The 21724-nt window shown below is 42.7% G+C and carries 20 protein-coding genes; 15 read left to right on the plus strand and 5 right to left on the minus strand.

Annotated features, from left to right (window positions below):
- Window positions 1-2 precede the first annotated feature (2 nt).
- The 6 genes from BRLA_RS08355 (at window position 3) to BRLA_RS08380 (ending at window position 8177) form a co-directional block, all read left to right on the plus strand.
- Entirely contained in the window at window positions 3-1442 is a 1440-nt protein-coding gene (locus BRLA_RS08355; RefSeq protein ID WP_003337856.1) for a sensor histidine kinase, read from the plus strand.
- On the plus strand, window positions 1439-2170 hold the full coding sequence (locus BRLA_RS08360) for a P-loop NTPase family protein (RefSeq protein ID WP_003337855.1): 732 nt from the start codon (window positions 1439-1441) through the stop codon (window positions 2168-2170). The genes BRLA_RS08355 and BRLA_RS08360 overlap by 4 nt, the downstream gene beginning before the upstream one ends.
- Window positions 2171-2346: 176 nt before the next feature.
- The gene (locus BRLA_RS08365; RefSeq protein WP_003337853.1) at window positions 2347-4218 is read left to right on the plus strand and encodes an acyltransferase family protein; all 1872 of its coding nucleotides are present in this window, start codon (window positions 2347-2349) and stop codon (window positions 4216-4218) included.
- A gap of 769 nt (window positions 4219-4987) precedes the next feature.
- The gene (locus tag BRLA_RS08370; RefSeq protein ID WP_003337852.1) at window positions 4988-6253 is read left to right on the plus strand and encodes an efflux RND transporter periplasmic adaptor subunit; all 1266 of its coding nucleotides are present in this window, start codon (window positions 4988-4990) and stop codon (window positions 6251-6253) included.
- Window positions 6254-6267: 14 nt separating this feature from the next.
- Entirely contained in the window at window positions 6268-6990 is a 723-nt protein-coding gene (locus BRLA_RS08375) for an ABC transporter ATP-binding protein (protein WP_003335497.1), read from the plus strand.
- The gene (locus BRLA_RS08380; RefSeq protein ID WP_003337851.1) at window positions 6987-8177 is read left to right on the plus strand and encodes an ABC transporter permease; all 1191 of its coding nucleotides are present in this window, start codon (window positions 6987-6989) and stop codon (window positions 8175-8177) included. Before BRLA_RS08375 ends, BRLA_RS08380 begins: the two co-directional genes overlap by 4 nt.
- Before the next feature lie 120 nt (window positions 8178-8297).
- Here BRLA_RS08380 and BRLA_RS08385 read toward each other — a convergent pair whose 3' ends face one another.
- The 4 genes from BRLA_RS08385 to BRLA_RS24570 all read right to left on the minus strand — a co-directional run bounded on the left by BRLA_RS08385 (window position 8298) and on the right by BRLA_RS24570 (window position 10854).
- Window positions 8298-9254, minus strand: coding sequence for a hypothetical protein (locus BRLA_RS08385; RefSeq protein ID WP_003337850.1), 957 nt, complete (start codon window positions 9252-9254; stop codon window positions 8298-8300).
- Window positions 9235-9768, minus strand: coding sequence for a sigma-70 family RNA polymerase sigma factor (locus BRLA_RS08390; RefSeq protein WP_022583969.1), 534 nt, complete (start codon window positions 9766-9768; stop codon window positions 9235-9237). The genes BRLA_RS08385 and BRLA_RS08390 overlap by 20 nt, the downstream gene beginning before the upstream one ends.
- Before the next feature lie 266 nt (window positions 9769-10034).
- The gene (locus BRLA_RS08395) at window positions 10035-10388 is read right to left on the minus strand and encodes a hypothetical protein (RefSeq protein ID WP_022583968.1); all 354 of its coding nucleotides are present in this window, start codon (window positions 10386-10388) and stop codon (window positions 10035-10037) included.
- Between the two features lie 331 nt (window positions 10389-10719).
- Entirely contained in the window at window positions 10720-10854 is a 135-nt protein-coding gene (locus tag BRLA_RS24570) for a substrate-binding domain-containing protein (protein ID WP_236867715.1), read from the minus strand.
- A gap of 298 nt (window positions 10855-11152) precedes the next feature.
- On the opposite strand from BRLA_RS24570, the gene BRLA_RS23115 reads away from it, so the two are divergent.
- From BRLA_RS23115 to BRLA_RS08410, 4 genes are all read left to right on the plus strand, one after another.
- A complete protein-coding gene (locus BRLA_RS23115) occupies window positions 11153-11323 on the plus strand; it encodes a DUF2759 family protein (RefSeq protein WP_003344759.1) in 171 nt (56 codons plus the stop codon).
- 166 nt (window positions 11324-11489) lie between these two features.
- A complete protein-coding gene (gene steA, locus BRLA_RS08400) occupies window positions 11490-12662 on the plus strand; it encodes a putative cytokinetic ring protein SteA (protein ID WP_003337844.1) in 1173 nt (390 codons plus the stop codon).
- Window positions 12659-13336, plus strand: a complete 678-nt coding sequence (locus BRLA_RS08405; RefSeq protein WP_003337843.1) for a glycosyltransferase family 2 protein — start codon at window positions 12659-12661, stop codon at window positions 13334-13336. The genes steA and BRLA_RS08405 overlap by 4 nt, the downstream gene beginning before the upstream one ends.
- A complete protein-coding gene (locus BRLA_RS08410) occupies window positions 13333-14268 on the plus strand; it encodes an MraY family glycosyltransferase (protein ID WP_003337841.1) in 936 nt (311 codons plus the stop codon). The genes BRLA_RS08405 and BRLA_RS08410 overlap by 4 nt, the downstream gene beginning before the upstream one ends.
- Here the strand turns inward: BRLA_RS08410 and BRLA_RS23120 are convergent.
- Window positions 14223-14531 carry a DUF2627 domain-containing protein gene (locus BRLA_RS23120; RefSeq protein WP_003337840.1) on the minus strand — a complete coding sequence of 103 codons (309 nt, stop codon included), beginning with the start codon at window positions 14529-14531 and terminating at the stop codon, window positions 14223-14225. The two genes, BRLA_RS08410 and BRLA_RS23120, sit on opposite strands and share 46 nt — an antisense overlap.
- A gap of 101 nt (window positions 14532-14632) precedes the next feature.
- Here BRLA_RS23120 and BRLA_RS08415 point away from each other — a divergent pair, with 101 nt between their 5' ends.
- The 5 genes from BRLA_RS08415 to BRLA_RS08435 all read left to right on the plus strand — a co-directional run bounded on the left by BRLA_RS08415 (window position 14633) and on the right by BRLA_RS08435 (window position 21712).
- Complete coding sequence (locus tag BRLA_RS08415) at window positions 14633-16711, plus strand: sigma 54-interacting transcriptional regulator (protein WP_003337839.1); 2079 nt, start codon at window positions 14633-14635, stop codon at window positions 16709-16711.
- A 227-nt stretch (window positions 16712-16938) separates the two neighbouring features.
- Window positions 16939-18030, plus strand: a complete 1092-nt coding sequence (locus BRLA_RS08420) for a Glu/Leu/Phe/Val family dehydrogenase (RefSeq protein ID WP_003337838.1) — start codon at window positions 16939-16941, stop codon at window positions 18028-18030.
- A 253-nt stretch (window positions 18031-18283) separates the two neighbouring features.
- Window positions 18284-19705, plus strand: coding sequence for a dihydrolipoyl dehydrogenase (gene lpdA, locus BRLA_RS08425; RefSeq protein WP_041752032.1), 1422 nt, complete (start codon window positions 18284-18286; stop codon window positions 19703-19705).
- Between the two features lie 18 nt (window positions 19706-19723).
- Window positions 19724-20716 carry a thiamine pyrophosphate-dependent dehydrogenase E1 component subunit alpha gene (locus BRLA_RS08430; RefSeq protein ID WP_003337836.1) on the plus strand — a complete coding sequence of 331 codons (993 nt, stop codon included), beginning with the start codon at window positions 19724-19726 and terminating at the stop codon, window positions 20714-20716.
- Between the two features lie 12 nt (window positions 20717-20728).
- A complete protein-coding gene (locus BRLA_RS08435) occupies window positions 20729-21712 on the plus strand; it encodes an alpha-ketoacid dehydrogenase subunit beta (RefSeq protein ID WP_003337835.1) in 984 nt (327 codons plus the stop codon).
- The last annotated feature ends 12 nt before the right edge of the window (window positions 21713-21724 follow it).

Here is a 21724-nt window from a genome sequence, read left to right on the forward strand (position 1 = left end):
GGATGAAGTTTTGGCAGAAAATATACTTGTTTTCCATTCTTGCATTCGTTCTCATCTTTCATATTTTTTCGATAATGGTCATCGAGCGGAATCACATGAAAATGCTAGAACAGGAAATCAATAGCGCATTAAGCCAGTACATCAGCATTCATTCTAGCGTAAATGCGATCCTTCCAATTCTTCGTATCTATGATTCCGTCGATTACGAAAAAACAGTATTAACGAATATTGCTAACGAATTTGTCGAGAAGAACAGCGAGCAACGAACCTATTTGCAGATTCTAAATGATAGCAATCAGGCGATTTTCAGCAATACCGATTTCAAGATGCCATTTGAGCGTAAGGAGCTGGACAAGCTAGGTACGGATGAAATCAGATATATTTTACGAGATATTGATGAACGTACGATATTGTTTGCAACGAATATAACGTACATTAATCATAAAAGTTACGTATTCACTTACATGAAGGATCTTACGCCGGTGTATCAGGAGCGCGTAGATCAGTACAGCTTTTTCGTCAAGGTGGATGTGGCCGCCTGCATTCTTTATATGCTTATTATGTATGTTGTGAGCAAAGGCCTGACGAAGCCGATCGATCGTCTAAATCGAACGGCTCGGGTTATTGCACAGGGGGATTTTTCAGAACGCGTTCAGATAACAACAAAGGATGAAATCGGCGTGCTGGCCAAAAATTTTAACGAAATGGCTTCGGTGGTCGAGGATAAAATCAATGACTTGGAGCTACACAACCAACAGAAGCAAAGGTTTATCAATAACTTTACTCACGAATTAAAAACACCATTGACCTCGATTATCGGATTCGCCAATTTTCTGAGAACAACTAAATACAAAGAAGATATATTTTTAGATGCTCTGGATGTCATTTATTCAGAAGGAAAGCGGCTAGAATCCTTTTCGTTAAAGCTGATGGATTTGGTTTTCCTAGAGGAGCACCATTTTCAAATGGAGGAACATGATCTTAAGGCCACAATTGCCGAAATGGAACCTGTGCTGAAAATGAAAGCGAGAGAAAAGCAGATTAGCATCGTTATTGATTGCGAAGAAGGGTCTCTTCTTATGGATAAGGATGTAATGAAAAGCTTGATTTTCAATCTTGTAGATAATGCGCTTAAAGCTTCCGCCAAACAGCAGAGCATTACACTTCGTACCTACTGGAGCGATAACCATTGCATCCTCGAAATAATTGATCAGGGCATAGGGATTGCCAAAGAGCATCAGGATAAAATATTTGAACCGTTTTTCATGACGGATATAGCAAGAACGAGAAGCAATAATGGAGCGGGCTTAGGTCTCTCCATATGTCACAGTATTGCAGACATTCATAAAGCAAGTATCAAAGTGATTAGCGAGGTCAATCAAGGTACGACAATTCAGGTTATTTTTAATGGAACGGGTCAAAAGACTGGGGTGCAACAATGAAAAAATATCTATTTTCTATTGTAAGCATGGCGTTTTTATTAATGACGACAGGTTGCACTGGATTTTACAATGCTATCGAGAAGGACACTGTCATGGTTAAAAAAATAAATAGCGAACACAAGAGCAAATATGAAGGTACGCTTTCGCAAGATGCCGTGAGGATGCTCAGCGTAAATGCCGTCAACAAATATTTTAATGAGAAGCTTACTGTAGATGATGTCCAATTTGAGCTGTCGGTGATTGACCAGAACAAGCTGAAGGATCTAGTCGAAAAAGTATTCAAGGGACTAAATCAGGAAGTAAGTGAACATGTCGAAAAGGAGCTAAACAAAATTCCCAGTGGCCTGTACTATATGACGCTAACGGTTTCGACCGGTCCCAATGATATTTACGATATCATCTTGAATGCCAGAGACGGAGATGTTCTTAAAATCTTAAAAGGAAACGGAGCGAACTTCTTTGGTGACACATCTCCCGGTCGTAATCTGTTTGAACTTGCTGATCAGTTTATCCAGGAAAAAGGAGATTCTGAGCTGGCGTCCGATCTAACATTGGACCAGGATGCTGTGCGGTTTGGCACCAAGACGGAAGTTTATTATAAGAGCAAGACGAACAAAACGTGGAAATATAACGTGATGATCAATCAAAGAACAATGAAAGTGATTGGCTTTACCAAAGATATCATGGCAATACTCAATTATTATTCAGGATCGACCTCTTATCGATAATCCTAAGACTGGCCGCTAGTTGTGGCTGGTCTTTTTTTGTGCGTATCGACCTTACATCTCAACATTTTACAACTTGATTACAAGTCCATCTCACTTATCATATAATCCCGTACTACACTGAATGCATACTCCAAGTTATGGTGTGTTACAAATAATTAGAGGGAGGTCAAGTTTCAGTGGAAGCAACGTATCGATTAAATAAATCGCATGTAAATATAGAGGATGGCAAACGACGATATATGCCGGGATTGGACGGGATACGGGCACTAGCTGTTCTTGTCGTTGTGGCATATCATTTTGGGTGGAGAGGAGCCTCAGGAGGACTACTGGGAGTTAATGTGTTCTTCGTTCTGTCCGGTTACCTCATCATGGATTTATTGGTGGAAGAGTATCGGAGCAAAGGGCGGATCGATCTGAAACGATTCTGGTTCCGTCGCGCACGCAGACTACTTCCAGCCCTGCTACTTATGCTACTTGTTGTTTCCGTCATTCTGTTTATATCGGATAGCAGTCGATTCGTCTCGATTCGGGGAGATATTTGGGCTGCGATCATGTACATGAGTAACTGGTACTTTATTTATCACGATGTGTCATACTTCGAGAGCTTTGGTCCAGCTTCTCCTTTCGGTCATCTCTGGTCACTGGCAGTCGAGGAGCAATTCTATCTATTGCTACCATTGTTACTGTTTGGCATCATAAGATTCACAAACCCTACGTGTGGAAAACTTGCGCTGTATTTGTTGATCGGTGCAGCAGTATCTTTTGGTACGATGGTACTGCTATACGATCCTAATACGGACCCGAGCAGGGTGTATTATGGTACGGATACGCGGGCATTCGGATTTTTGATCGGAGCTGCACTCGCGCTTGCATGGCCAAGTCGTATTCTTGCCACACCCTTGTCACGTAAGGGTACCGTTGTCCTCGATGTTGTAGGTGCTATCGGTGGAGCTATTGTCGCTTACATGATTGTCTTTACCGGAGAATATGACGAGTGGCTGTATAGGGGAGGCATGGTTGTCCTTTCAGTCGCGGCGGCATTGGTCATTGCCGCTGCTGTAAGCCCGTTCACTACTGTGAGCAAGCTGCTTGCATGGAAACCTCTTAGGTGGGTCGGTCAGCGATCATATGGCATTTACCTATTGCATTATCCGATTATCGTTTTAACAGCTCCTGCAAATCCTAATATGAAAGCCGGCTTACTCCTTCAGCTTGTTTTACTCGTGGTGATGATATGGCTAGCAGCGCTGTCTTATAAATTCGTAGAGTCACCTTTTGTAGAGTCATCTACTTTAATCGAAGGCTGGAAACGAAGTAAGATCGAACTACGGAAAAGGGTAAACCAGACCGCCTTCATTCGACGTCGAAGATTATCTGTATTACTGTCAATTGGCATGATTGTTCTCTTATGCGTCTCTTGTGCCCAGCGTGAGAGCGAGACTACGGGAGCGTCATCCAAAGAAGTGAAACAAGAAATGATCCAAGGCGAAACTACCGACAAGCTTAAGGAGGAACCGAAGGAAGAACCAGAGCTGCATGAATTGCTGATACAGTCGCAGGATGTCCAGACACCGTCTTTACTATCCGATGGGGTAACTGCTATTGGGGATTCGGTCTTGCTCGGTGTTGCTCCAGAACTAGAGAAGCTTGTACCAGGTATTATGATCGATGCGAAGGTCAGCCGGCAAATGAAAGATGCACTAGCTATTGTACAACAGCTTGAATCTGAAAACCGGCTTGGGAAGTGTGTCATCGTTGAGCTTGGTACGAATGGTCCCTTTACATCGGATACGCTAACTAACCTACTCGATACCCTTGGTGCAGAACGGCAGATTATTCTTATTAATACACGAGTTCCGCGGAATTGGCAGGATAAGGTGAACCAAGAGCTGAGTAGGGCAGGTGAGGAGCGTTCCAATGTTAAGATAATCGATTGGTATTCCTATAGTGCGAACCAATCGGGCTGGCTAACTAAAGATGGCATTCATTTACAACCTGAAGGAGCAAAAGCATACGCCTCGCTGGTCGCCGAAACGATCAGTAATTAAGGCAGACTGTATCTTTATCGGACAAGGTTATGCAAGATGCTGCTACTTGTTTGAAGCAGCGAAAGGACAGGTAGCACGCTTGCTGACTGGTTTACAGATAGAGGAGCCAGACTCCAAGTTCTAAGCAAGTTTCTTATCAAAAGCGGAACGTAAGTGGAGTAGCGTGCAGCGGAAACTGCTCCACTTTTCGTTTAACTTACGCATAGCGAAACAATTCATCTAGGGAAAACTAGCTCTAAAACGTTGCATGGGATGGTTAATATTACAACGTTATGTAAAACGGATAAGCCTCAATATAATAATGTCAAATTACGCTTTTTTATGTTCCTGTGATACAGATGTTGACAGCAGAACGTTATTACTAAATAACATGAGCGAAAGAGCAGGCCTTCTGACAGCTGTTTCGTTTTAGCATTTCCTCGAATCGCTCCCATCCTAACGACCTATAAATTCGAATGTTCCGGAAAAACAAGCCTCCTACTATATAAAAAACCAGTCCATTTTCAACTACACAGGCACAAATGAGATGTATGTAAAAACAAGATGGAAGCGCAAAACAATCCTCAACTTACAAATTTGTAATATTAGTGTCACCTAATTAAATAGTAAACATTTTCCCTTTAGCCTAGAATACAAGTTGTTCAAGTAAATGAAGTAAAAAGGAATGATGTAGAGAGGTGATGATTTTTGAAAAAATGAGTAAAATCTATAGAACTATTGCAAGATTTATACGTAAATCCTTTATAAAGATATTTGTAAGGAGGCTATTATGAAGAAACGTTGGTGGGGTGTTATTGCAGCTGGAGTACTAGTCGCCGGCGCCTATGGTTATTTGAAATTGACCGCTGTCGACGCAACAGGCCTTCCTGTTTCCGTCATTCCTGTTGTAAAAGGAAGCATTGAAAACAAAGTAATGGCATCAGGAATGGTTAAAGCCAAGCAAGAGGTTACGCTTTTCTCCCCAAATAATGGGACCTTGCTGCAATTTAACGTACAAGAAGGGGACAAGGTTACAGCAAATCAAGTCATTGCTCGTATAGATGTTACCGATCTATCAAGCGAAATGGCATCCATTGATGCGCAAATCGCTTCGCAGCATGCTGAACTAAATCGTGTTAAATCAGGTAAAGAACCTGAAACGATTGCCCAACAGGAAGAACGCGTTCGTCAAGAGAAAGAAAAGGTTGACTCTGCCGAGAAGGAATACAACCGTACCAAACAATTGGTAGAGGCTGGTGCTTCTCCTGCCACTGATTTGGACAAGGCTAAGGACTCATTATCCCAAGCGCAATCATCTCTTAAAATGTCCCAGAGCGAATTAGCCCTCAATAAAAAAGGTCCAAAAAGCACAGATATTGCTTCCGTTCAAGCACAGATTAACCAGCTACAGGTAAAAAAAGCGGAGCTAGCGAAGCAAAGCTCTCAATCCACCGTGGTGGCTCCTTTCTCCGGTTCCGTTTTAAAGGTGGATGCTAAGAATGGTCAAGCCGTGACGAAGGGTACAGAAATCATTACGATGGGTGATGTGACAAAATTACAAGTAGTAGCAGATATTAACGAATCAGATGTAAAAGAGATTCAATTGGGACAAAAAGCACTTGTAAGCGGCACTTCTATGGGCAAAGAAAAAGCAGCAGCTACAGTAACCCGTATTTCGCCGCTGGCTACAAAGATTCAAAAAGGGGAAACGACAGGAAAAACAAAAGTGAATGTTACATTGGAATTGGATCAGGCTGTCTCTGTACTAAAACCTGGCTTTAATGTCGATGTCGATATTATGATCACCAATAAAAACAACATTCTTGTTGTCCCTTTCCAAGCGGTTGTGAATGATCCAAGCGGTTCCTTTGTCTGGGTTGTAGAAAACGGTCTGGCGAAAAAACGTCCCGTACAAACCGGTACAGAAAGTGACTTGAATGTAGAAATCACAAGCGGTCTAAATGAAGGAGACAGTGTCATTAGCAGCCCTTCCGCTGATTTGATGGAAGGCATGCCTGTAATGGCAATGGAAGCAGGCGTACCTGGAGCAGTATAAAAGGAGGGAAACAGATGCTAACCGTTACTGATATTCGTAAGACCTTTATGAACGGTGATTCTGAGCTACCCATCCTAAAAGGAGTTAATTTTACCGTTAATAAAGGGGAATTCGTCGCAATCATGGGGCCCTCTGGTTCTGGTAAATCCACCTTTATGAACATGCTGGGTTGCTTGGATCGCCCCTCTTCCGGTTCTTATGTACTGGACGGAGTAGAGGTCACTACCTTAAACGAAAATCAACAAGCTGATCTTCGAAACCAAAAAATTGGGTTCGTCTTTCAGGCATTTAATCTATTGCCCCGTATTTCTGCGATTCGCAATGTAGAATTGCCTATGCTTTATGCAGGCATCTCGGCAAGCGAACGCAAAAAACGTGCAGAAGAAGCGCTCATTAGCGTAGGTCTAAAAGAGCGTATGGAACACAAGCCGCCTATGATGTCCGGCGGTCAAAAGCAACGTGTAGCCATCGCCCGTTCTCTCGTGAATCGCCCGGCGATTTTGCTAGCGGATGAACCAACGGGAAACCTGGACAGCCGTTCTACTAGAGAGGTTATGGCCATTTTCCAAGAATTGCACGCACAGGGAGTTACCATTATTCTGGTCACGCATGAATTGGATACCGCTCAGCACGCAGAACGTATTGTTGTCTTTAAAGATGGTGTCATTATAAAGGATGAAAAAGTAAAAGAACGACTCTTTGCTGTCGCAGATGAAAACGAGGTGTTCGCTACATGAACCTCATCGAAAGCTTTCGCATTGCTATAGATGGTATTTGGTCCAATAAATTGCGCTCCATTTTAACCATGCTAGGAATTATTATCGGCATCGCTTCCGTCATTGCCATTATGACAATGGGTAAGGGCGGAAAAGAAATGATGACAAGTCAGTTCGGAAATGTAGCCGATGCTAAGTTTACCGCGATGGTAAGCTGGGAGACCGAAGAACCTGTCAAGGATGATGATTTGACCATCGATGATGCCGTTACCCTGGAAAGAATTAATCCTTACGTTCAAAATGTTATGGCTCAAATCTACGGTGGCGGAACCATCAAGGATAAGAAAAAGGATATCAGTGCTCAAGTATATGGGACAACGGGTAACTTTTTAGAGGTAAATTCGAGCTATAAGATTGAGAAGGGTCGTTTCTACACCAGAGATGACGATAAAGAACAGCGAGATGTTGTGGTATTAGACAAGGGCTTAGCAGATAAATTGTTTCCTCAGGGAAATGCTGTAGGAAATCGGATTTACATGTCAGATGCCTCCTTTGTGGTCATTGGGGTTCTAAAAAATGATATGCAGGGCTTTATGGGCGGCGGCATGCAGGATCTGGTGTACATGCCGGCACGAACCTATCTTAACCATAACGAAAAAGCAACGGTAAACATGTTCCATATTCAGGCCAAATCAAATGCTACGATTCAAGCCGCGATGGACTTTACCAAGCAATATCTAAATCGTGTACATAAGCATACCGATCATTACATGGTAAAAAACAGCGCCGATGATCTAAAAGAGATCACGAAGATGCTTGACATGCTTACGATGGTCTTCTCGGTTATCGCCGGAATTTCTCTTTTAGTGGGCGGTATCGGGGTAATGAACATCATGCTCGTCTCCGTAACGGAGCGCACACGCGAAATCGGGATTCGAAAAGCCCTAGGTGCCAAAAAACGGGATATCCTGACCCAATTTTTGATCGAATCCATTATTGTCTGCTTAATTGGTGGCGGTGTAGGGGTCGGTCTTGGACTTGGGTTAGCTTCGATTATTATCTCATTTGCAGGCATGCCTCCTGTTACATCCTGGGATAGTATTCTAATCGCATTTGGCTTCTCTAGTGCAATCGGGATCTTCTTTGGAATCTATCCGGCAAACAAAGCAGCCAAGCTGGATCCAATTGAAGCATTGCGTTACGAATAATGCAACGAATAGAAATAGGATGCCGTGTCACTAATTTGAGTGGGAGTTCGGCATCCTATTTTTTATGGAGTGTTCGATTATTTCTGGCTCAAAGGAACAGTTCCGTCCAGTATGGAACGTTTATTTTCCCCTTTTTTCAACAAAGACGTTAAATTCCATTCCGTACTCTTCTTTAAAGATTTTCGCGTACTTTTCATTTATTTTCGAAGCTTTTTGTTTTGCTGCCTCCATGTTTTCTAACATTCCTACTTCAATATAAAACATATTTTCGGTGTCTTTTAAGACACGAATTCCTTTCTCCTTAAACAGCGCTTCTTCCATTGAAGCCAAGTGCTCCCCGAGTGGATATGCGGCAGTTCTGATGGAATATACAGTTTTTAGCTGTGCCTGTTTATCTTTTGAAAGATTCAATACGATTTGGGCAGGGTCCGAATATTCCTTTACTTCATATGTCACTGGTGATGTAAAGACAAATACGAAACGATCAGAAGAATCGTCTAATGTAATCAACCGGTATGCATCTGCTATCAAATCGCTTTTCTTCAGTTCCTCAAAGGTTTGCTGATCAAACCATCTTACGCCATTTAAGGTAAAAGTCATTGTGTATGGATTTTCCTGATAGGATACGTTAAAAGCAGGGGCGGTTTTTTGTGGTGCTTCTCCCAATTCCTCGTTACCTTGGGCAAAGTTGATGACAATTTGCTCGGCATCTTTTTCTTTTACGAGCGTAATTGGCTTGATGCTACTTCCGTCCGTTCTTTCGCCGCCATCGGCATACCCGCCATTAAATTGCAATACCTTTACAAGGCTTCCTAGAAACGGTACATGTGCTGCAGCAGCAACAAAGCTCGGCAATGTGTTAACGGCAACGCCAAACAATATAAACATGGCAGCGACCCCGCCAAGCCCTTTCATTACCATTCTGTTAGTTTTCATTTTCATTGGTCTTTCTCCCTTATTTCGCGATGATAATTCTGCATTAGCCCTTGCTTTAGCCGATTGGATTACAGCATCTAGCTCCTTGGGTATTTCGATGCTTTCATAGCTCTTTTTTACTTCATTTAATTGATTGTTCAAGATGTTCAACCTCCTGCAAATCAATTTTTAATTTTTGAAGTCCCCGATAGAGACGCGTTTTAACAGTACTTACGGGCACATCCAAGATTTCTGCTACGGACTCCAGTGTCATATCTTCGAAAAATCGTAAGATAATTACTGTCTTATATTTTAGATCGAGTTTTTCTAGTGCCTGTCTCACATCGAAGATATCATCCCGATTTTTATCCGAATGCTGCATAACATTTTCCAAAATACTCGTGTCCATAACTACCATTCTCCGCATCTTTCGCAAGGAATTATGAGAGCAATTAATCGCGATACGATACAGCCATGATTTGAGAAATTCAGGTTTTCTCAGTGTATCAATTGAAACGATGGCTTTATATATCGTTTCCTGTACGATATCCAGTGCATCTTCTCTGTTTTTTACAAAACTGTAAGCAAGTCTGTACAATTGCTCCTTGTTTTCTTCAATAAGTTTATAAAGATGATCGCTCTCCTTCGAGGAATGATTGGGAGTATGCGCGCGCATATCGTTCTCTCCTTTCAAACAAATGCTCCAATCGTTTGGTTCCACTATTAGACAAGGCAGTAGAACAGAAAGTTTCATTTTTAAAAAAAGGGGATAGGCCTTTTTTTATTCAAAGAAGATGGGAGTACAAGGAAGGTGCCCAGTTTTTATTGTTATGTAATCCTTTGTTGAAAACAACCTGCTTATCAGACGGACGATATGTAAAAAGTTACCCCCCTTTAACCTTAGTAGTAAAAGGGGGGTAACTTTTTTAAGCTTGGAACAAATCATTTACTTAACGATTTATGTCCGGCAGCTAATTCCTCGTCGCTTGGAACCTTGCCTTTAAAAGCTAGAGAAGCCTTTGAAACCTGGTTATTGTATGCAACCTGATTTTCCTGCTGTTGCCTGTCAATGGATTGGTTCATAAGTTGCTGAGAATAAACCGGCATTGCCGCTGAATTTTGAGTCATTTGCTGGGAAGACTGCATTAAAAGCGTTGCCTGTTTATCATGTAAATCAGCCTGTTGACGATGGATCAGAGCTTGGTGCTCGTGAGCCTGAGCTTGAGTGAGATGGGCTTGAGCTTGTTGCTTATGCATATTGATTTGTTGGTTGTATTGTGATGTAAGCATGTGCATGAGATAGCCTCCTTTCCACTGGTTCACTTTAGCGCTATCGGGAAATAGGTTTTGCTTGCGATTCCTTGCTCATGGTATGGGAAGATCGCGTTTGTGAGGGGTTATTTTTATCGCTTTGCTTAGGTTTGACTCCGTTATGCTTGGACATCATGACACTTCCTTTCTTCAATGGTTAGCTGTTGAAAATGTCTTTCATAGCATCCCCAATTCCGCAAAACACATGGCGTCAATTAGTCAAAAAGGAATGAAAAACTTTTACCAATCCCATCAGTGATCATAATGCTGTATCACCCAATCTATAAAGGATGCGAGACGCAGATCGGTTGCTTTTTCAGCAGGATAGGAGTAGAGTAGGCCGGGTAAACGTGCCTTGGGAAATATCAATTGTAACTAATGTTCCCTGTAGCTGTTCCTGTTGAACGAAACGTGAAGGTAGCAGAGCAATCCCTACATTTTGTAACACCATCTGCTTAACATTTTCATAATCCACTCTTAAAGGAAGCGTATAAGGCTAGGGATGCGACTGATAGTTGGAGCGACAAAATGCTAGAGGTTATACAACCAAAAGGGTTGCAGGAAAATAAAAGATAGAAAAGTTGACCAAGTAGGAAAGTTGCCAATCTATAGAGTGATAGGAAACTTGTGAATTTACTTGTCACAATTGCTGTTATGACTTGTTTCAATATTGGCTACATTATATAATTGAATTGCCATTGTTTGCTACTCTTGGACAGGTATATTATTTGCAAAGGGGTTGAATTGGGATGCAATGGGTTATGGACGTAACCATGTTTCTGATAACTCTGTTTATTTTGGCTGGGGTCTTTCGTTCCATAAAGGCGAAAAACAGGTTTGCCACAGCGTTTGGCTTGGTGTCATTAGCAGTATTTGTCTACGCCGATTTCCTTATTCTTAAATTCGCAACAGGTGCGTAATTGTAAAATGTAAGTGGTTTCATCATGAGAAGCTTTTGCTTTTGCAAAGCTTCTTTTTTTATGTTTATTTCGTGTAAGAATCCAAAGTCAATTCGAATGACGTTCTCCTATTGACGCATGATCAAGAAGGGGTTACGTCATACTAGAAATAGGAGGTGGAGTAATAATGAGATGGCGTAAAGGCAAGTCCGATTCTGTTCACATTAAGGGAACCCTCATGACAGATTCAAAAACCAAGTGGCTGTGCCAACGATTAAAGGCAGGGCATATTGCCATGATTGACCATAAAAATCTGGATGTAACAGCGGCTGAAGACCTGATTGCATCTCAAGTACAAGCAGTTATCAATCTCTCCCCCTTTTTGACAGGCGATTTTTTGACAGAAGGAGCAGCCCTTCTTTTACAAGAGAACATAATACTTTATGAGATCGAACATACAGCAGCTGTTACAAGAGATTTACAAGAGTTTTTAGACGGAAAGCAAATCGAAATTATCAATGATTGCTTACATGCTCTTCCTGCCAAACAACCAATCAAGATTGCTCTACGTCCATTTCGTATGTCAGATTACGAAACGAGAGCGCAGCAAGCTATAAATCACGAGCCAAAACATTACATACAGTTTCTAACAAATACGCTATCGTTTCTGGAACAAGAAAAAAACCTTTTTACAGCTAAACTTCCATCTGTCTGCATCCGTGCGTCGTTTACGAATCGATTTGTTGTGCTTGTGAACCGTGGGCCCTCTGCACGAGACGATCTTCACTCATTATCCTCATTTATAAAGAAGTATCGACCAATTCTGCTTGCGGTAGATGGGGGAGCTGATGTCATCCTGAGCTGTGGATGGATTCCTGACGTTATTTTAGGTGATTTAGATAGCGTATCGGATCGGGCCCTGTTTTCTGGAGCAGACATTATCTTGCACGCTTATAAAAATGGAATCGCACCTGGTCGAAGTCGGTTAGATAGGCTGGGGGTGTCGTATCAGCTCTTACCCGCTCCTGGTACGAGTGAGGACGTAGCAATGCTAGTTGCTTATCAAGGTCAGGCTACTCGGATTATTACAGTCGGGAGTCATACCAACATGCAAGATTTCTTGGAAAAAGGAAGAAAGGGAATGGCTAGTACTTTTCTTATTCGTACTCGCATTGGACATAAGCTGATTGACGCAAAGGGCGTTCATTACTTGATTCAGCAAAAAGAAATGTACAAGCCTTCTGTGGCTACTGTTGTGGCAAGCTCTTTGTGCTTACTTCTTCTGCTTTTATTCATGCATCCAACCATTCGTACTGTTGGCTATATGCTCTGGACGCACGTTAGTAGGGGAATGGTATGAGAGTTAGCGCGATTATTCCAGCCTTTAATGAGCAGGATTGGATTGAGGAAACCGTTTCTACATTAAGAGGGTCATCGTTCATCCATGAGTTGATTGTAGTAGATGATGGGAGTATCGATTGTACTGCTGACATCGCTCGGCCTTGGGTGGATCAGCTCATTATCATGCCTAAGAATGTTGGCAAGGGAGCTGCTTTGCATGCGGGTTGGAAGGAAGCGACAGGTGATATTATTTTGTTTTTGGATGCTGATTTACAAAAGAGCGCCTGTGAAGTAGATAAATTACTGACTCCTGTCGTCAGAAAAGATTGTGATATGTCGATAGCTATATTACCTAAAGCCCCTCGTAAGGCTGGCTTTGGACTAGCTAAAAAGCTGGCCCATCAAGGGATAGTACAGATGACTCTACAGAAGCTGCAAGCCCCTTTATCCGGACAAAGAGCTTTTAGACGCGATTTATTTTCCTGTGTTCGGTTCGTGGATTGTGGGTTTGGGATTGAGGTAGCAATGACAATTGATATTTTACGAGCTGGATATCGAATCATAGAAGTTCCGGTGAATTTCACACATCGTTATACAACAAACAATCTTCACGGATTTTTGCATAGGGGCAAAGAGTTTTGGCATGTGTACCGAACCTTACAACGCAAGCGGCAGGAGGTGGAAAAGAGATGAATAATAGCTCCATACCATTACTATCCTGTATTGCCATCATGCTACCGCTGATCTTGCACGATGTATTTTTCCTTCGAGGAATTAAAATATTGAAGAAACACGAGATTGTCAGATTAAATTATCAGGAGGAATTGATACCAACAGGCTGCGGGTGGTTTTTATTTTTTTATATTACCAGTACCTATTTGCTGCTCTTGCTATTATGGTGCTTTCAGCCTTCTGTAGCATTACCTTGGAAATTGGGGGTGTTTTTTCTTTGTGGTTCTTTTGCAATCGCCGCGCTGGGCTGGCAGGATGACTGCGCGCACGATAAGCATATTAAGGGATTCCGCGGACATGTCGGTATCCTAGTTACTGAACGAAGAATGACCAGTGGCTTTTTAAAAGCCTGGGCAGGGGGCAATATCTCTCTTATTATTTGTCTGGCGTTATACGATAATGTGCTGGAGATTCTGTTTCATACCATCCTCCTTGCCTTGTCGATTAATCTAATAAACCTATTTGATCTGCGACCTGGAAGAGCCAGTAAGGTATTTTTGAGCTTATTTATTCTTGTGTTAGTATCGACTCCTTTTTTTAGCGTACCAGTGTCGTGGATCATGATTTATCCCATTATAAGTGCGACCCTTCTTTTATTTTATCATGATGCAAAACGTATGGTCATGCTAGGAGATACAGGCTCCAATTATCTTGGATTTATTTTAGGGTACACGTTAATCAGTACTACTCCCTTGAACATCAAAATTGTTTTTTTTCTACTGTTTCTGTTTCTGCATATATTGGCAGAGCGTTATTCATTTACGACCTTTATCCGAAATCGCCCTCTTTTGCATAAACTAGATTTATTGGGAGGAAAAAAAGCTCCGCCTATGCATAGCGAAGCTTCTTACTCATCATCTTCATCGGGATCTCGCTTCATAAAGCGCGGTTGAACGCGATTGCGTTTACGGTCATGATGCAAAATAAAGCCTCCAATAAATGCAATAGGCACAACAAATAAAAAGGCTCCTAAAGTGAAGTGCCCCCACATAAATTGATTGATATCAGGATTAAAGTATTGATAGAGTGTATCGCGCATTATCTTAAAGCCCCAGCCTGCGATGACAGCGGGAATTACCATGATGAGCAACGCAACCAGTCTTTGACCAAGCAACCAAGACACATCCTTTTGTAAAGGTTTGTTTATTTCCATCATAAAACATCTGGGGATGCTTGTCTAACCTACAAAATACGATAAAATGTAAGGTGGAAGATTCAGCCATAGCAGCAGTCCTCAATGAAAGGGGTGGGTTTTATATGCATAAAGTTATTGTAGTGGGGGCTGGAAAAGGCGGTACACTACTAATCCACTTATTGTTGCAGATGGAGGGTGTAAAGCTGATTGCTGTGATCGACCACAATGCTGATGCCCCAGGTATACTAGTGGCTAACTCTCTTGGGATACAGGTAGGGACGGATTATGTTCCTTATTTGGCTGATGTGGATTTGATTTTAGAAGCAACTGGCGATCCTCATGCCTATGATGACATTTTAAAGAAAAAGCGTGCTGAAACGGTTTTAATACCAGGTAACTTTACGAGTATTATCATGAGATTGATTCGTGAGCACGAAAAGCTTATTCAGACACTTCGTCAAAAGCAACGAGAGTATGATACCATGCTAAACTCCACTCATGACGCAATTATTGCTGTCAATGAAGAGGGGAAGGTAACGATCTTTAATCGAGCTAGTGAAAAGCTGATGGGGTTGTCTAAGAATGAAGTGATTGGTACGCGTGCGGAGCATACGATTCCGAATACACGTTTACACTATGTACTAAAATCCGGTCAGCCAGAGATTAATCAGGAGCAGGCCTTAACAAATGACACTCGTATTATTACGAATCGGGTACCTGTACGAAATGATGCTGGGGAAGTGGTCGGGGCTGTCTCCGTCTTCCGAGATATTACCGAAATTATATCTTTACTTGAAGAGGTAACCGATTTAAAAGAATTACAAAGCTTATTGCAAGGAATTTTACATTCCTCTGACGAGGCGATTTCTGTTGTTGATGGAGATGGGATCGGACTATTGATTAACCCAGCCTATACACGCATTACGGGAATGACACCCAAGGATGTTATAGGCAAGCCAGCTACTGTGGATATTTCTGAAGGTGAGAGTATGCATATGCAAGTGCTGCGTACCAAAAAACCAGTTCGCGGTGTACGTATGAAGCTAGGGCCAATGCGTAAGGATGTGGTGGTAAACGTAGCCCCGGTGCTGGTTAATGGAGAATTGCGTGGCAGTGTAGGCGTTATTCATGATATATCTGAATTTAAGACCTTATCTGAAGAATTAGAGACGGCTAAACGACTGATCCGCACTCTGGAAGCAAAGTATACCTTCGATGATATTATCGGGGATAGTGAAACGATGAAGGGTGCGATTGAACAGGCTAAGCTGGCTGCCATGACTCCAGCTACGGTCATTTTGCGTGGTGAATCAGGAACGGGTAAGGAATTGTTTGCCCATGCGATTCATAATGGAAGCTCGCGAAAGTACAATCAATTCATTCGGGTTAATTGTGCATCCTTATCAGAGACCCTGTTAGAGAGTGAACTGTTTGGGTATGAGGAGGGAGCCTTCACTGGTGCAAAACGTGGGGGCAAACGCGGTCTATTTGAGGAAGCTAGTGGCGGTACCATTTTCCTAGATGAAATTGGTGAGCTATCAATGGGTATGCAGGCTAAGCTTTTACGCGTATTACAGGAAAAAGAGATTATCCGTGTTGGTGGCACCAAAGCGATTCCAATCGATGTTCGCATTATTGCAGCTACACATGTTCATATGGAAACAGCAATACAAGCTGGCAAATTCCGAGAAGATTTGTATTATCGCTTACATGTGCTCCCGATTTACATACCACCTTTGCGTCAACGGCAGGAGGACTTGGAAGCGCTTGCTAGTTTTTTGCTCCAAAAATTTAATCTCGAATATGGTCGCCACGTTCAGCAAATCAACAAATCCACACTAGAAGTCCTAAAAGGATACCGTTGGCCAGGTAACGTTCGTGAGCTCGAAAATATTTTGGGACGGGCTATTATTCACATGAAATTTACAGAGATAGAGATCATGCCGCATCATTTGCCACCCTTGGAACGAACTGATGCTTCTCAAACGGAAGCGGTCAATCAGAAACCAACTAATAGGAAAAGTAGAACCTTAAAGCAAGCCGTCGAAGAGGCGGAGAAACAATGTATTTTACAAGAGTTACATAAGGCAAAGGGCAATCGAACAGAAGCAGCTAAGCAGTTAGGTGTATCCTTACGCAATCTTTATTACAAAATGGAGAAACTAGGCATTTTGGAAACGAATCCACAAGATGGTTTGTGAAGATCTGCAAAATTTTGCGTGCAAAGGATTGCAAAGTAGTGCAAAATATTTCATCATAGATAAAGTGAAACGTGTTGTTCACATCCTCTCCACCGATTGTTCACAAATATCTTGTGGGTTGGCATGCTTATTGCTTTAGAAAAAAGGTAGGTTGTGTAAGCGAATTCATAGAAAGAAAAACAAACCCCAAAAATCGTTTTGGAATAGAAACAGCAGGAGGGCTACTCATGAAAATCTTTGATTATATGCAAAAATACGATTACGAACAATTGGTGTTTTGTCAGGATGAGACTTCTGGATTAAAAGCAATTATTGCAATTCATGATACAACGCTTGGCCCAGCTTTGGGTGGTACACGGATGTGGATGTATAATTCCGAAGAAGAGGCAATTGAAGATGCACTTCGCTTGTCTCGTGGTATGACGTATAAAGCTGCGGCAGCAGGACTTAATTTGGGCGGAGGAAAAGCGGTTATTATCGGTGATCCTCGTAAAGATAAGAGCGAAGAGTTATTCCGAGCATTCGGGCGTTTTGTCCAAGGCTTGAACGGACGTTATATTACGGCTGAAGATGTAGGAACAACTGTTGCTGATATGGATTTAATTTATCAAGAAACTAACTATGTAACAGGCGTATCACCAGCATTTGGTTCTGGTGGAAATCCTTCTCCTGTAACAGCCTATGGAGTGTATCGCGGGATGAAGGCAGCAGTAAAACGCGGCTTTGGTCATGATGATCTCTCCGGTAAAACAATTGCTGTTCAAGGGGTAGGGAATGTTGCTTACAATTTGTGCCGCTATTTGCATGAAGAAGGCGCAAATCTAATTGTAACGGATATTAACACGGAAAATGTTCAACGTGCGGTTGTGGACTTTGGAGCTAAAGCGGTAGGAGTCAATGAAATCTTCGGCGTTGAGTGCGATATCTTCTCTCCATGTGCATTAGGTGCAATTATCAATGATGACACCATTCCACAATTTAAAGCCAAAGTAATTGCTGGAGCGGCTAATAATCAATTAAAAGAAGAACGTCACGGCGACATTATCCAGGAAATGGGCATCGTCTATGCACCTGATTATGTAATTAACGCTGGTGGTGTCATTAACGTTGCAGATGAATTGCATGGCTACAACCGTGAACGTGCTATGAAGAAGGTAGAGACGATTTACGATAATATGAACCGCGTGTTTGAGATTGCAGATCGCGATAATATTCCTACGTACAAAGCGGCTGATCGCATGGCAGAGGAGCGTATTGCTCGTCTAGCTAGATCACGTAAAACGTTTTTGCGTGATCCAAAAGCAAGCTTACCAAAGTAAGAACAACTTGACTGAAAAAAGCATTGGTAGTACGGTAGTGCAAGAATGTAATTGATTCTTGCACTACCTACACGATCTACTTCATGCCAAGTCCCAAGATAAAAAGGCAGAACAAATGAGAAAAGAGTAGGAGTTGGACCATTTCTTGACACATCCAACTCTTTTTTTAGTACCAGGTCATGGAATGTGGTATAATGTGTCTCGGTAAGGCAAAAGCAACACATAGCTACTACAGGGTAAAGGAGATATGAACATGTCCCAAGAATTTGATCTTGTCGTGCTTGGTGGAGGAATTGGCGGCTATGTAGCGGCGATCCGTGCCACACAATTAGGCATGTCGGTAGCCATCGTCGAAAAGGATAAAATGGGCGGAACGTGCCTACACCGCGGATGCATACCATCCAAAGCATTATTGCGTAGTGCCGAGGTTTTTGCCACGATCAAGGAAAGTGAAAAATATGGGGTCCGCACAGGTAATGTAGAGCTGGATTTTGGGCTGGTACAACAGCGCAAACGCTCGATAACGGAGCAATTGCATAAAGGCGTAGAATACTTGATGAGCAAAGGAAAAATCAAAATATATCAAGGATTTGGTCGCGTAATGGGACCAAGCATATTTTCTCCGCAAGCTGGTGCGGTGCGCATTGAGACAACGGATGGTGAACAAGAAATCATCGTTCCTCGCTTCTTATTGATTGCAACTGGCTCTAGACCACGCGTTTTACCTGGCCTAAATATAGATGGAATACATATAATGACGAGCGATGAAGCGTTGGAAATGGAACAGCTCCCAGCGTCTATGATCATCGTTGGTGGTGGAGTTATCGGTATGGAATGGGCATCCTTGTTAAGAGACTTTGGTGTGGATGTGACCGTAATCGAGTACGGGGATCGCATTTTGCCAACAGAGGATGCTGATATCAGTAAGGAATTAACTCGCATACTTAAAAAACGAAAAGTAAAAATCGTGACAAATGCAAAAGTAATGTCCGAAACCGCTCAGGTGGCGGAAGGTCAGGTAAGCGTACAAGCGGAGGTAAAGGGAGAAATTCAAACCTTTATCGCTGAAAAAATGCTCTTGTCTGTTGGCCGTCAAGCTAATGTAGATAATTTAGGCATAGAAGCCACTGAAATTAAGGTAGATCAGGGGCATATTGCAGTTAATTCTACCTATCAAACGGCTGAACCGCATATCTATGCAGTAGGAGACGTGATTGGTGGAATTCAATTGGCTCACGTAGCTGCTCACGAAGGAATTTTGGCCGTTGAGCATATGAATAATCGACCAGTGGAGACACTTGATCCGGCAAAGGTAGCCAAATGCACCTATAGCCGTCCCGAAGTAGCAAGTGTAGGCTTAAGTGAAGCAGAAGCGAAACAACAGGGTTATCGCGTTAAAACAGGCAAATTTAGTTTTAAATCACTAGGCAAAGCATTAGTTTTTGGAGAAAACGATGGATTTGTAAAATTAGTTGTCGATGAACAAACCAATGATGTACTTGGTGTACACATGATTGGGCCGCATGTTACTGAAATGATTTCAGAAGGAGCATTAGCGCGTGTATTGGATGCGACCCCATGGGAGATCGCCCATACCATTCATCCGCACCCGACATTGTCGGAAGCCTTTGCGGAAGCGGCTCTGGATGTTGACAATCTGGCTATTCATTCTTAAATGCAGGGAGGAAACCTTATGACAAAGAATCGTCATCAGGCTGTAGGTTTAACCGATGAGCAAGTGCTGGACATGTATCGTTACATGCTCTTGGCAAGAAAAGTGGATGAGCGCCTTTGGCTGTTAAACCGAGCTGGTAAAGTTCCATTCGTTATTTCCTGCCAAGGACAGGAAGCCGCTCAGGTTGGGGCTGCTTTTGCCTTTGATAAAGAAAAAGATTATTTATGCCCGTACTATCGTGATTTTGGAGCGGTTATGGTCTTTGGGCAAACAGCTCGTGATACGTTGCTGTCAGCTTTTGCAAAGGCTGAAGATCCTAACAGTGGTGGCCGTCAAATGCCTGGTCATTTTGGCGGGAAGAAATACCGAATTTTAACAGGATCGAGTCCCGTTACGACACAGGTGCCACATGCTGTTGGAATTGCCTTAGCAGGTCGAATGACAGGTGAGAATCATGCAGTTTTCACCTCTTTTGGCGAAGGGTCTAGCAATCAAGGTGATTTCCATGAAGGGGCTAACTTTGCAGGGGTGCATAAATTGCCGGTTATTTTCTTCTGCGAAAATAATAAATATGCCATTTCCGTCCCCTTGAAAAAGCAATTGGCCTGCGAAAGCGTGGCTGACCGCGCAGTTGGTTATGGATTCCCAGGGGTTAGCGTAGACGGTAACGACCCTATTGAAGTGTATCGTGTCATGAAAGAAGCGGTTGATCGAGCAAAGGCTGGGGAAGGACCTACCTTAGTCGAAGCCGTAACCTATCGTCTCGTACCTCATTCAAGTGATGATGATGATCGTGTATACCGTGATCGTGGAGAAGTGGACGAAGCGAAAAAACAAGACCCCATCATCACCTTTTCCCAATATTTAAAAGAGGCAGGCCTCTTAACGGATGAGTCAGAGTCGGCTCTATCTAACGAAGTGCAAGCAATTGTAGATGAAGCGACGGAATACGCTGAGCAGGCACCATATCCAGCGCCGGAATCTACTTTGATGCACGTATACGGATCGTAAGGGGGAGTTAAGATGGCAGTTATTTCTTTTATTGATGCAATTACTATGGCGATGAAAGAAGAAATGCGTCGTGATCCTAAAGTATTTCTGTTGGGAGAAGACGTAGGAGTACGCGGAGGGGTTTTCCGTGCATCAAATGGTATGATTGAAGAGTTTGGAGAGCAACGTGTTATCGACACACCATTAGCTGAATCAGCGATTGTAGGCGTAGCAATCGGAGCAGCAGCGGTAGGCATGCGTCCTATTGCCGAGATACAATTTGCTGATTTCATTTTGCCAGCGGTGAACCAAATTGTTTCCGAGGCCGCTAAAATGCGTTATCGTTCCAATAACGATTGGAATTGCCCGCTTACTGTTCGAGCTCCGTTTGGTGGAGGGGTACATGGGGCCTTGTACCATTCGCAATCCTTAGAAGCGATGTTTACGAACGTTCCAGGGTTAAAAGTGGTCGTTCCTTCAACCCCATATGATGCAAAAGGTTTATTAAAAGCAGCTATCCGTGACGAAGATCCGGTTCTGTTTTTTGAGCATAAACGCTGCTATCGCTTAATTAAAGGCGAAGTGCCAGAGGAAGATTACACAGTACCAATTGGCAAGGCAGATGTAAAGCGAGAAGGAGACGATATTACCGTCATTTCCTATGGGCTCTCCCTGCATTTTGCTTTGCAGGCTGCGGAAAAGCTCGCTCAAGAAGGAATGTCTGCCCATGTTCTGGATCTGCGTACACTTTATCCGCTAGACAAGGAAGCGATTGTAGAAGCGGCATCTAAGACGGGGAAAGTGTTAATCATCCATGAAGATAATAAGGAAGGTGGAGTTGGTGGCGAGGTAGCTGCTATTATCGCTGAGCATTGTCTATTCGATTTGGATGCGCCAATTAAGCGTCTGTGCGGACCGGATGTACCGGCAATGCCATACAGCCCACCGATGGAAAAATTCTTTATGTTAAGTCCAGAAAAAGTATTGGAAGCGATGCGTGAATTAGCGCACTTCTAGGCAAAAGGAGGA

It is taken from the genome of Brevibacillus laterosporus LMG 15441 (assembly GCF_000219535.2).
Classification (GTDB): Bacteria; Bacillota; Bacilli; order Brevibacillales; family Brevibacillaceae; genus Brevibacillus_B; species Brevibacillus_B halotolerans.

What these genes read in the sequence shown, in the direction of transcription:
- BRLA_RS08355 (WP_003337856.1), top strand. Translation starts at nt 3, where the DNA reads ATGAAGTTTTGGCAGAAAATATACTTGTTTTCCATTCTTGCATTCGTT.
- BRLA_RS08360 (WP_003337855.1), top strand. Translation starts at nt 1,439, where the DNA reads ATGAAAAAATATCTATTTTCTATTGTAAGCATGGCGTTTTTATTAATG.
- BRLA_RS08370 (WP_003337852.1), top strand. Translation starts at nt 4,988, where the DNA reads ATGAAGAAACGTTGGTGGGGTGTTATTGCAGCTGGAGTACTAGTCGCC.
- BRLA_RS08375 (WP_003335497.1), top strand. Translation starts at nt 6,268, where the DNA reads ATGCTAACCGTTACTGATATTCGTAAGACCTTTATGAACGGTGATTCT.
- BRLA_RS08380 (WP_003337851.1), top strand. Translation starts at nt 6,987, where the DNA reads ATGAACCTCATCGAAAGCTTTCGCATTGCTATAGATGGTATTTGGTCC.
- BRLA_RS08390 (WP_022583969.1), bottom strand. Translation starts at nt 9,768, where the DNA reads ATGCGCGCGCATACTCCCAATCATTCCTCGAAGGAGAGCGATCATCTT.
- BRLA_RS08395 (WP_022583968.1), bottom strand. Translation starts at nt 10,388, where the DNA reads ATGCACATGCTTACATCACAATACAACCAACAAATCAATATGCATAAG.
- BRLA_RS24570 (WP_236867715.1), bottom strand. Translation starts at nt 10,854, where the DNA reads ATGGTGTTACAAAATGTAGGGATTGCTCTGCTACCTTCACGTTTCGTT.
- BRLA_RS23115 (WP_003344759.1), top strand. Translation starts at nt 11,153, where the DNA reads ATGCAATGGGTTATGGACGTAACCATGTTTCTGATAACTCTGTTTATT.
- steA (WP_003337844.1), top strand. Translation starts at nt 11,490, where the DNA reads ATGAGATGGCGTAAAGGCAAGTCCGATTCTGTTCACATTAAGGGAACC.
- BRLA_RS08405 (WP_003337843.1), top strand. Translation starts at nt 12,659, where the DNA reads ATGAGAGTTAGCGCGATTATTCCAGCCTTTAATGAGCAGGATTGGATT.
- BRLA_RS08410 (WP_003337841.1), top strand. Translation starts at nt 13,333, where the DNA reads ATGAATAATAGCTCCATACCATTACTATCCTGTATTGCCATCATGCTA.
- BRLA_RS23120 (WP_003337840.1), bottom strand. Translation starts at nt 14,531, where the DNA reads ATGATGGAAATAAACAAACCTTTACAAAAGGATGTGTCTTGGTTGCTT.
- BRLA_RS08415 (WP_003337839.1), top strand. Translation starts at nt 14,633, where the DNA reads ATGCATAAAGTTATTGTAGTGGGGGCTGGAAAAGGCGGTACACTACTA.
- BRLA_RS08420 (WP_003337838.1), top strand. Translation starts at nt 16,939, where the DNA reads ATGAAAATCTTTGATTATATGCAAAAATACGATTACGAACAATTGGTG.
- lpdA (WP_041752032.1), top strand. Translation starts at nt 18,284, where the DNA reads ATGTCCCAAGAATTTGATCTTGTCGTGCTTGGTGGAGGAATTGGCGGC.
- BRLA_RS08430 (WP_003337836.1), top strand. Translation starts at nt 19,724, where the DNA reads ATGACAAAGAATCGTCATCAGGCTGTAGGTTTAACCGATGAGCAAGTG.
- BRLA_RS08435 (WP_003337835.1), top strand. Translation starts at nt 20,729, where the DNA reads ATGGCAGTTATTTCTTTTATTGATGCAATTACTATGGCGATGAAAGAA.